This is a genomic window from Cupriavidus sp. 01L415 (assembly GCF_056400065.1).
Map to the genome: position 1 here is coordinate 46,672 of NZ_JBFTSP010000032.1, position 10,153 is coordinate 56,824.

The 10,153-nt window shown below is 64.3% G+C and carries 12 protein-coding genes and 1 pseudogene; 8 read left to right on the top strand and 5 right to left on the bottom strand.

What is annotated here, in order from left to right; all coding sequences use genetic code 11:
• Positions 1-84: 84 nt before the first annotated feature.
• Positions 85-279: a SixA phosphatase family protein gene (locus AC1DOX_RS26955; protein ID WP_441622855.1), complete on the top strand. Its 195-nt coding sequence runs from the start codon at positions 85-87 to the stop codon at positions 277-279.
• Positions 280-314: 35 nt separating this feature from the next.
• Complete coding sequence (locus AC1DOX_RS26960) at positions 315-1,232, top strand: alpha/beta hydrolase (RefSeq protein WP_441622857.1); 918 nt, start codon at positions 315-317, stop codon at positions 1,230-1,232.
• 157 nt (positions 1,233-1,389) lie between these two features.
• On the opposite strand, the gene AC1DOX_RS26965 is transcribed toward AC1DOX_RS26960, so the two are convergent.
• On the bottom strand, positions 1,390-2,367 hold the full coding sequence (locus AC1DOX_RS26965) for a hypothetical protein (protein ID WP_441622859.1): 978 nt from the start codon (positions 2,365-2,367) through the stop codon (positions 1,390-1,392).
• Between the two features lie 571 nt (positions 2,368-2,938).
• Between AC1DOX_RS26965 and AC1DOX_RS26970 the strand changes: the two genes are divergently transcribed.
• The 5 genes and pseudogenes from AC1DOX_RS26970 to AC1DOX_RS26990 form a co-directional block, all read left to right on the top strand.
• A complete protein-coding gene (locus AC1DOX_RS26970) occupies positions 2,939-3,352 on the top strand; it encodes a hypothetical protein (protein WP_441622861.1) in 414 nt (137 codons plus the stop codon).
• Between the two features lie 292 nt (positions 3,353-3,644).
• Positions 3,645-4,082 (top strand): hypothetical protein, encoded by a 438-nt coding sequence (locus AC1DOX_RS26975; RefSeq protein WP_441622863.1) that lies wholly within the window; start codon positions 3,645-3,647, stop codon positions 4,080-4,082.
• Positions 4,083-4,310: 228 nt separating this feature from the next.
• Positions 4,311-5,438 (top strand): alpha/beta fold hydrolase, encoded by a 1,128-nt coding sequence (locus tag AC1DOX_RS26980; protein ID WP_441622865.1) that lies wholly within the window; start codon positions 4,311-4,313, stop codon positions 5,436-5,438.
• Positions 5,439-5,519: 81 nt separating this feature from the next.
• The gene (locus AC1DOX_RS26985; protein ID WP_441622867.1) at positions 5,520-6,362 is read left to right on the top strand and encodes a class I SAM-dependent methyltransferase; all 843 of its coding nucleotides are present in this window, start codon (positions 5,520-5,522) and stop codon (positions 6,360-6,362) included.
• A 120-nt stretch (positions 6,363-6,482) separates the two neighbouring features.
• Positions 6,483-6,770, top strand: a pseudogene (locus AC1DOX_RS26990) (tyrosine-type recombinase/integrase); the annotation flags it as partial.
• A gap of 146 nt (positions 6,771-6,916) precedes the next feature.
• Here the strand turns inward: AC1DOX_RS26990 and AC1DOX_RS26995 are convergent.
• The 4 genes from AC1DOX_RS26995 to AC1DOX_RS27010 all read right to left on the bottom strand — a co-directional run bounded on the left by AC1DOX_RS26995 (position 6,917) and on the right by AC1DOX_RS27010 (position 9,454).
• Entirely contained in the window at positions 6,917-7,588 is a 672-nt protein-coding gene (locus AC1DOX_RS26995) for a nucleotidyl transferase AbiEii/AbiGii toxin family protein (protein WP_441622869.1), read from the bottom strand.
• Positions 7,509-7,910, bottom strand: coding sequence for a nucleotidyl transferase AbiEii/AbiGii toxin family protein (locus tag AC1DOX_RS27000; RefSeq protein ID WP_441622883.1), 402 nt, complete (start codon positions 7,908-7,910; stop codon positions 7,509-7,511). The genes AC1DOX_RS26995 and AC1DOX_RS27000 overlap by 80 nt, the downstream gene beginning before the upstream one ends.
• A gap of 33 nt (positions 7,911-7,943) precedes the next feature.
• Positions 7,944-8,537 carry a DUF6088 family protein gene (locus tag AC1DOX_RS27005; RefSeq protein ID WP_441622871.1) on the bottom strand — a complete coding sequence of 198 codons (594 nt, stop codon included), beginning with the start codon at positions 8,535-8,537 and terminating at the stop codon, positions 7,944-7,946.
• 233 nt (positions 8,538-8,770) lie between these two features.
• The gene (locus AC1DOX_RS27010; protein WP_441622873.1) at positions 8,771-9,454 is read right to left on the bottom strand and encodes a glutathione S-transferase; all 684 of its coding nucleotides are present in this window, start codon (positions 9,452-9,454) and stop codon (positions 8,771-8,773) included.
• Between the two features lie 136 nt (positions 9,455-9,590).
• On the opposite strand from AC1DOX_RS27010, the gene AC1DOX_RS27015 reads away from it, so the two are divergent.
• Positions 9,591-10,153: TetR/AcrR family transcriptional regulator (locus tag AC1DOX_RS27015; protein ID WP_477101584.1), on the top strand; the 563-nt coding region annotated here is incomplete at its 3' end.

Consider the following 10,153-nt stretch of genomic DNA (forward strand, 5'->3'; position numbering starts at 1 on the left):
GGATATCATGGTTGAAGGCAGCCGCCGTCCGCTGACCCGCCGACGCGCGGATATCGAGAAAATCCCCACGGACCAGGATGGACTATGAAGACCCTGTTTCTCGTTCTGCATGCCAAATCGAGTCGCGATGACCCGTCCTTGCCCGACCGGAAGCGCCCCCTGAATGATCGCGGTCGGCACGACGCTGCGGGAATTGGCAAGCGCCTGGCCAGCCGCAAGTCGAAGCCTCATCTGATCGTGTCGAGTCCGGCCCTGCGTGCGCTGGCGACAGGCAATTGATCGCCAACGAGACACGTTGATTCGTCATGGCAGGCATGGATCGCAAGCGCAATCATTCCCTCGGCCGCTGGCTGGCAGGGGCCGTCTGCGTGGCCGTGATGGTCGGACTCGGCCGGCTTGCATTGTTCGCCGCGCTAGAGCGCGAAGCGTTCGTGCCCAAGCCCGCCGGCACCTTCACGCCCGAGAGTTTCGGCACACCGTCACGACAATTCGTCTTTGCCAGTTCGCAACGCACGCTACGCGCTTCTTACGTGCAGGCGGCCAACCCGGCTGCGCCGGCCTTGATGATTTGCCACGGCGACGAGGAAAACCTCTCGGACTGGGCCATGGTGCAGGCTCTGCTCTACCACGAGGGCATATCCTCCTTCGTGTTCGACTACAGCGGCTATGGCGCCAGCAGCGGCCGGCCCAGCATCAGCAATCTGCGCGGGGATAGCCTGGAAGCCTACCGCCGCTTTGTCGCAAATACGCCGCTAGCGGTACGGCGCTACGTCCTCGGTTATTCGCTCGGTTCGGGGGTACTGCTCGATATCGTCGGCTCCCTGTCTCCAGCACCGTCCGGTGTCGTGATCGGCGCCGGCTTCGCCACGGCGCGCGCCGCCGCGGTTGCCACAGGCGTCGTGCCCTCCTGGCTTGCCCCTCTGCTGCCCGAGCCATGGGACAACGAAGCGCAGGTGCGCAAGCTCACGCTGCCGCTGCTGCTGGTGCACAGCCGTTCCGACGAACTCATCCCCTTTGACAATGCAGAGCGGCTTGCCGGCGCCGCCGCGGGGCCGCATCGGCTGGTCGCCTACAACGGCCTGGTTCACAACGCCGCCATCGAAGGCGACCAGGCCGCCCGTTTCTGGGCCCCGATCGCGGCTTACCTGCGCAGTGGACAGCTCGATCCAGCCACGGCCGGCCCGACAGGCATGACCGAAGTGGATGGCGTGAAGCCTGGCGAGCGCAGGTGATCAACGTTCGCCACCGGCCTCATCATGGCCTTCGCGAACGGCAGCTGCCGACTGTAGGTTCAACCGGTCGATGCCGTATGCCGGTGTCTGGCCGCCTTCATCCAAGCCCGATACGGAGTCCCATGGCATGGCGGCCAGGCTGCTTTGTGACGCGGGCTCAGGCCGCCATGGCGGGCACGGGCGCGCCGCTGGCGGGCATCGCGTACAGCAGTGGCGCCATCGCGGCTTCGATACGCGCCATCTGGGTGGCGTCGACCATCTCCCCGAGCAACTTGCGGAAGCGCGGTTCCAGCACGCCGGACACGATGTAGGTCCAGCGATACGCCTTGAGCACGGCGGCTTCCACCTCCATGGCGCGCGGCGCATCCTGCGTGCCACGGATGACGCGCATGAAGTAGGCGGTATCGGCCTTGGCCCGGCCCTGCAGGATCTCGTCCACACCGCCCACCAGGGCGATCAGGTCGTCCACGGCGGCGTCGCGTTCCATCGCGCTGATCTTGGCGTTCTCGCGGATCCATTCCAGTTCGTCGACGATCGCGTGTTGCGACTCCTCGCGCCAGTGGAACAGGAACACGTCCTTGAATAGCTCGGACAGGTCCGGCGCCGTGCCGATGCTCGCGCGATAGTGCGCCTGCGTGAACAGCTCCAGATGGCAGGTCAGCGCCAGCACGGCCCAGGTGCGCTTGCTCAGCACGAACGCGGCCACGTCGTTGGGCTGCACGTCGAAGTGATAGCCGTCGGGCATGCCGTACGCGGCCAGGCGTTCGATGCGGCGGAACAGTTCCTGGTGCTTCAGTTCCTCGTCGGAAAACCGCACCAGCGCCTCCAGCGCCACCTGGTCGCCAAACCAGTGGTCGCGGCTGAGCTCCAGCACCTTGGCGCCAATGAAGCGCTCCACCAGGCCGAACATGTTGGCGTAGGTGCGGCCCTGCACCTGGCTAAGAAATCGTTGCTCCGACGGGGTCAGGAACGGTAGCTCGTCGACTAGCGACAACCCGTCCGGCAGGAACTTGTGACCCAGATCGAAACTGCGATCGCGGATGACGTCACGGTCAATATCCCAGCGGATCCGCTTGGAGGCGGCGATACAGCGGGCATAGCGTTGCGTGTCGGCGTGCATGGATACGGCTTGCATTGCGGAACTCCTGTCTGATGAATGGCGTCCCTTGAAACGTCGATATATCGATAGGTCTGGATAGGTCGATGGGACGTGCCGGGATCATTCCAGCGATTGCGCGCGCAAGCCTGAGGCGGGAGTCCCGGAAATCGCCCGTTATGGCGTCCCAGGCGTGGCGATAGCCGGGACAGCAGTCCCGTTGTGCGGAGAACGAGCATCCGGCATCGTGGTGACTGGGGACGCTCGCATGCGATGCGGCCTCGCGACCGCGCGATGACCCGTGCCGCGACGCCCAATGCCATCGCGGCAGGGCGGCCGCCCACCCGCAAAAGTCCCGTCGGTACTAACCCGTACGGGCCCCCCATCCGGGACAGTCGTCCCACGTTTCCGAGTCCCTCATACCCGCCACCCGGTCCGGAACCGGGACACACGCCTCATGTCGCGCCCGCTCGCGATGCCGACAATGGACCCCTCAATCTTGTCATGGGATCGCTCCGGCGATCCCCTCGCCAACGAGCGCCTCCACGGGCTCATCAACGAGACAGTCAACGAGCTCATTCAACGAGCCCACCAACGAGGAGCGTGTGTCATGTGCCAGCCGCAGCAACCGTCCCAGCCGATCACCGTCGATGGCCAGCACGTTCGCGTGCTGTGCCGCCGACTGGTGCATGCCGGCGTGGCGCTGCTGCTGTGCCTGGCGCTGTGTCGCACGCACGCCATCTGGTATCCGTGGCTTGCCGCCATGCGTGACCTGCAGCCCGACGACGGCGCCCCCGCGCGCGATCTCGGCCGTGCGGTGTCGCTGGCGCGCGGACTGCGCTGCCGTCACGAGATCAGCACCGACGGCTGGCTGGCCGTCCTGCGGCTCGCGTGTCAGGACTTGCTGACCCGTCTGGCGAACGCCATCCGACACGCCAGCCTGCGGCCTCGCATGCATTCCAGCATGGCGACCCAGCTGGTGCCGTTGCTGCCGCTGGCGGTGTTGCTCGACTGGCTGCGCTGACGGCAGCCGGGTAGTTCGGGCAGCTCGCGCAACTCCGGTAGTCCGGCCAGCGCAGGCAGTCCGGGCCAGCGCAGATAGGCGGACCGGTCCTGCCAGGCCGGCAACATCGATACGAATCCAGGAAGTCGTGCGCGACGCCGTGGCCAAGGATGGGATGGCCGGGGCAGCGCGGACGGGCCGGGCACGGCCAAGGCGATCCCGTGCCGCCCTCCACCTTGAACGAGATCGCCTGTACCGAGGCCATGCTGTGGCGGCCAAGCCGCCCCGTCCTCTGCTGGAGTTGGAGTTTGAGATGCGTACGAATCTTGCCAAAACCCTGCTTACCGCTTCCGCACTGGCCGTCGGCCTGTGCCAGCTGGCTGTCGCCGGCACCGGGAGCGCAGCACACAGTTCCCAAGTCGCACCGGCGCACACCGGCTCGCGCGACCCCTTTACCGACGGCGCCCGTGCCATGCCGTCAGAGGCCGCTCTGCTGGCAGTCTCCGTGCAGACGGGACGCGTCGTGTGCAAGCAGGGCAGCTTTGATCCGTACCAGGACGGGCTGCGCTCGGGGCGCGTCGATCCCTATACGGACGGTGCGCGCATGGGGCCGCGCGATGCCTTCAGCGATGGAGGCAACCGCGTCAGCTCGCGTGACGCCTTCAGTGACGGCGGCAACCGCGTCGGTCCGCGAGACGGCTACAGCGATGGCTATCACGGCGCCGGCAACTGTCCGTCGCGGCATGCGTAAGGGGTGAATCGGACGCCCGGTCCGCGGTTGGGGCCGGGCACGCAGCGACACGTCGTCGCTTCCACGAAAAAGGCGCCTTCGGTGGTGTTCCTCATGCGGCGCGCGCGATACGCGCCACGTCTGGCCTTCCGCACTTTGCGGGGCCGGGTGGCCTATGTATTGCCATCGCGCCGGGGCTCGTTGACTAAGATAGGGGAGTCGCCCGGTTCGACCGGACGCGGTGAGCCTATGCCCCGGCACACCGCATCGGCCGTACCCTGCCCCGCGCGCGACCCCACCATGCCGATGCTGAAGCAGCAGATTCGCCTTTGTACCAGCCGCGACCGCGTGCGCCTGGCGTACGCGGTCACGGGTGGCGGGCCGCCGCTGGTGAAAGCCGCCAACTGGATGAGCCATCTGGAGTTCGACGTCGGCAGTCCGGTCTGGAGCCACATGCTGTGCGCGCTGTCGGAAAACCACACGCTGGTGCGCTACGACGAACGCGGCTGCGGCCTGTCCGACCGCCATGTCGAGGACCTGTCCTTCGAGGCATGGCTGCGCGACCTGGAGACCATCGTCGATGCCACCGGTGTCGATCATTTTCCGTTGCTCGGTATCTCGCAAGGCGCCTCGATCGCGGTGGCCTATGCCGTGGCGCACCCCGAGCGCGTCAGCCACCTGATCCTGCACGGCGGCTACGCACGCGGCCGGCTCAAGCGCAATCTCGGCCCGGAGATGCGCGAAGAGGCCGAACTGATGGCGCGGCTTGCGGAACTGGGCTGGGGGCAGGAGAACCCCGCGTTTCGCCAGTTCTTCACCACGCAGTTCATACCCGGCGGCACGGCGGAGCAGCACCGCTGGTTCAACGAACTTGAACGCGTCTCCACGTCGCCCGCCAATGCGGCGCGCTTCATGCGCATCTTCAACAATATCGATGTGGTGGACCTGCTGCCGCAGGTCACCTGTCCGACGCTGGTGCTGCATGCCGTGCGCGATGCACGCGTGCCGTTCGACGAGGGGCGCCTGATCGCCAGCATGATCCCAAATGCGCGCTTCGTGCCGCTGGAGAGCGGCAACCACCTGCTCCTGGAGATGGAGCCGGCCTGGGACCGCTGGCTGGAAGAGATCCGCGCCTTCCTGCCCGCGCCTGCGCCAAGCGCCGATCCGGCGTTCACCACGCTCACGCGCCGGGAGCGGGACATCGTTTTGCTGATTGCGCAGGGGCGCGACAACGCGCAGATCGCCGCGCACCTCGGGCTGTGTGAGAAAACGGTGCGCAACCACATCACCAGCATTTTTTCCAAGCTCGAAGTGGAAAACCGCTCGCAGGCCATCGTGCTGGCGCGCGAGGCCGGCTTCGACCGGCCGCGCGCCTAGCACCGGCCCGCAAGCGGCCAACACGCCGGTCCGCGCTGCCGTGGTGCCCGGCCAACAACAACACCAAAGGAGACACGCATCATGACATCGACCCCCGCAACGCCTGCTGCCGGCGATACCCCAGTTGACCTCGTCGCCCTCAAGGGCCGCCAGCAAGCGGCATGGGCCAGCGGCGACTATGCCGTGATCGGCACCACGCTGCAGATCGTTGGCGAACAACTGGCCGAGGCCTGCGACTTGCGATGGGACGAGCGCGTGCTGGACGTGGCCGCCGGCAATGGCAATGCCACGCTGGCGGCGGCGCGCCGTGGCTGCATGGTGACGTCGACGGACTACGTGGGCGCGTTGCTGGAGCGCGGCGCGCAGCGTGCACAGGCCGAGGGCCTGAACGTAACGTTCCAGGAGGCCGATGCCGAGGCGCTGCCGTTTGGCGATGCCACCTTCGACGCGGTGCTGTCCACCTTCGGCGTGATGTTCGCACCCGACCAGGCGAAGGCGGCAGCGGAGATGGCGCGCGTGTGCCGCCCCGGCGGGCGTATCGGCATGGCCAACTGGACGCCGCAAGGTTTTATCGGGCAGTTGTTCAAGACACTCGGCGCGTACGTGCCGCCGCCTGCCGGCGTCTTGCCGCCGTCGCGCTGGGGCGTGGAAGAACATCTCCATGCGATGTTCGACCCCCACGGCGTGGACATCGCGGTGACGGCACGGCAGTTCAATTTCCGCTATCGCTCGGCCGCGCATTTCATCGAGGTCTTCCGTACGTGGTACGGGCCGGTGCACAAGGCGTTCGGTGCGTTGCCGGCTGACCGGGCGTCGGCATTGGAGGCCGATCTCATCACGTTGCTGAACGGCCTGAATCGTGGCGGCGACAAGTCGCTGGTGGTGCCGAGCGAGTACCTGGAAGTGGTGGTGCGCAAGCACTGAAGCGCCAGCCGGAAAGACTATCAAAGGATGACCGCAATCGATATCTCGCTGTCTTTAGCGGTAAGGCCATCGGCTCCGAAATTGATCCGGGAGGGGTTGGGAGCGAAGTAACCCGAACTAGATCGTGCCTTGTCTCCGCTGGAGATCCGGCTGATGTCCCGCCAGATGGAGTCGGTGGCGACCTATCCGACCATCCGGCTGGCGCTGCGCATGATCCTGCTGACGCTGGTGCGCAAAAGCGAGTTGATCCAGGCCACCTGGGATGAGGTCGATTTCGAGAATGCGACCTGGACGATCCCGAAGCAGCGGATGAAGGGGCGCAATCCGCATGTGGTCTATCTGTCGCGCGAGGCGGTAGACAACTTGGTGGCGCTGCACACCTGCGCGGGCGGCTCCAAGTTCGTGCTCCGAGGCGAAAAAATCCGCGAAGCTCCTCTGTCGGAAAAGTCGAGCACGAACCCAGGGCCTCGGACGACGTCACCGAGGTCATCTACAAGGCGTAGGTCGATAGACCGTATCGAGCTAATAATCTGTCTTCCCCGACGGACCGCAATCTATCTATTGATGGCTTCTTGGAGCGCCGCGATCTTCGCAAGTAGGTTGTCGAACGAAGGCGGGTTCTCGTCGAACATCATAGGCGCCATAGCCCGATAATCCGCGCGCAAGTCCTTGATCCGAGCTTCGTCCGGCATCAGCCGCAGGCTGCCCGGCTTCGCGGTGTCATAGCTCGCCCAACCGGAGCGAAAGAATGTCGTCTTGTGCTGGGCGACCTGAGCGAGCAGATCAAAATCCGTCGCCGCGGCGTTGCCTTCTTCGGTGTCGAGCAGCATCGCGAGATCGTAATAGTGTCGCCAGAAATATTGCGGCGTTTGCGACTCGGCCGGGCGATGCGCTTCCGCATGGAGCGCGGTGGCCTTCTCCCAAAAGGTGCGCCGCGCTGACAGGACGATCACGCTGGTGTCGGGATCCTCGAAGAAGTTGGAATAGTCGTCGGCCGAGTAAGGGCGGATGATCTTCACCTCGGTTGGCCAGGGATCTCCCCGCGCGCCGAGTTCGAGCTTCACGCGCGGCGTAATGTAGGCCATGCCCTCATATTCGGCTGCGGGCAGCGCCGAGGGATAGTGGAAGTTGACTGTCTGGGCGTCGCTAGCGTCGATCTCCAGCGACCACTCGCCTGACCGGCTCGCCAAGCTGTTCGACGATCGCGGCGCGCAGCGCCGGGACAAGCTTCTCAGCGATGTGGCGCGTGACGTCGCCGACCAGCTCCTCGATCAGGCGAGCCGCCTGCTTCTTGCTGATCGCTTCCTTCTCGGGATCGCGGTCGCCGGTATATCCGAGTTCTGCGCGGTCGAACGAAAGGTCAATGTCCTCGGAGAAGCGGCGGATGGCACCGAACGCCTTGGAGAGTGATGTGCCGCCTTTGAAGACCAGGGTTGCAGTGGTTCCCTTCGGCAGACCGAAAAGGCGCTTCAGGCTCCAACAGACCCAGAAGTCCTTTTCAACGATCGTGTCGGCGACACCCCGGCCGGCGCCCGTCTCTCCGAACAGGCGGCGCGATCACCGGCGGGGAGACGGGCAACCTTATCCATCGATATCCGCTACCGCTGCATTGGCGATCGAGACGAGTGTCGGCCGCATCCAGGCAGGGGCCTGAACGGCGGTCGAGGCCAGGGTCTTCTTATCGTTGGCCGAAAGCCGACGCGCTGCAACCTTCACGACGTCGGCCGCCCGCACGGGGCCGACATGGCGGAGAGCCTGCACGACCGTACCGGCGGCACTGCCGGGCGCGATCAAGTGCTTGGGCGAGGCGTGGCGAAGATCGACGACGCGCTTTCCCAACACAACGCGCCGCGATGGACCATTGGTCAGATAGGTACTTCTTGCCGGCACCTGAGTCGTGAGCCCGAGGGCGTTTGCGGCGCGAGCGCCAGAGATCTGAACCTGCGACCCGGTCTCACGCGCCAACGCCTGCGCGACGTTGTCTGGCGTCGGCGAAAGCGGGCCGAGCTTCGGATGGACCTTGGGGAAATCGTAAAGGCCGCGGGCCAGACGACGCAGCTTGCCATTCTTGACCAGCCTGGAAAGCGCCTGGTCGACCGCCGCACGGGCTGCCATGTCCAGGAAATCACTCGACGTGAAGACTCCGCCGCGCCCGGTAGCGCGGGCGCGCCTCATGATTCGATCAGGAACGGATGGGATGGTCGCCCTCATCTGTCAGAAAATAACCTATATTTTTCTGACATTCAAGAGGCGGGTGATTGCTGGGCGCGGGGCGCTTAGGATGGCCAGGCCCGCCGGCGCGAAACGGTATCGTCGTCTCCCAATAGACGACGGTCTGCTCAGCGCGGCGCTGTGAGGAGATCCCCGTGGCCCTGATATCCGGGTACGCCGATGATCACCAGCGGATTTCAGGCGAACGCCGGCTGGTTCTGGACACTCGGTCGTTCCCGCATTCTCGCGTACCAAGCTAGAAGTGCTTCGCACTCCGCAGGCACGGGTAGCTTCACGATCGACGCAAAGACCAGGCCGCCGATGACGGTGATGTCGGCCATGGAGAAGGCATCCCCGGCGACAAACGGCTGCTTTTTCAGAACGTCATTGAAGTAGTGCATGCCTCTCAGGGCTTTGTCGCGCTGACGAAACCCCCATTCGGAGTTCTGATAGAGCTCGACGGTGGGCCCGAGCCCTGGCGTGGCATGGTGGAAATAGACACTGATTGCGTCGAGCAACTCCAGCTCGGCGCGCTTGCTCATCATGTGGATCACGCCCTTTTCGAGTGGTGTCCTGCCGGTCAGCTTGGGTGCGCCATCGAGCGTATCGAGGTATTCGGTAATGGCGGTGCATTCGGCGATGCAGGTTCCATCGTTGAGTTCGAGGACCGGCAGCGTTCCCGAGTAGTTTTTCTCGGAGATGAACTTGGGACTTTTGTGCTCCCCTTTGTAGAGGTCGACCATCACGAACTCGACGCGCGATTGCAGATCTTTCTCGGCCAAGGCGATACGGACGCGTGTCGGATAAGGTCCTTCGGGGAAATCGTAAATCGTCATGATCGGGAGTTTGGTTACGTCGAAATTGATGGTGCTGGAAATCATCTTGCCTCTCTATGCGGTCTGTTACACGGGGTCGGACGCGACGGGGAGCTATTCCCCACCAATCTACCTAACGTTAGGTAGGTTTACAGTAGATGGTATAATTCTCCCTGTCAACAGTCGCGGAAAGGCGGTAGCAGTGAAGAACGATTCAGGCCTAAGCTCCAGGGAGCGAATCCTGGTGGCTGCCACAAAGATTGCGCAGGCGCACGGTTATAGCGGCTTGAATTTTCGTGATCTCGCTGAAGCTGTAGGCATCAAGGCTGCGAGCATCTACCACCACTTCGAAAGCAAGGCCGATCTTGGCGCAGCGGTGGCGAGGCGTTATTGGGAGGACTCAGCAGCTACTCTGGATGCGCTTTTGGCCGAATCCGCGGATCCGATCGACTGCCTGCACCACTATCCCGAAACGTTTCGCAAGGCGCTTGAGAGTGGTAATCGCATATGTCTGTGTAGCTTCATGGCTGCCGAATCCGATGACCTGCCGGAAACGGTGACGAAAGAGGTCCAGACTTTTGCTGATGTGAATGTTGCGTGGCTGAGCAAGGTGCTGTCCGCCGCGGCCGTTGTCAGCTCCGAGGATAGCGAACGGCGTGCCCGCGCCATCTACGCCGCCGTTGCTGGCGCTCAGCTCATTGCCAGGAGTCGCTCGGATATTTCTCTCTATGACGCGTTGATTGAAAGTTATCGCGTTGCTGGTCT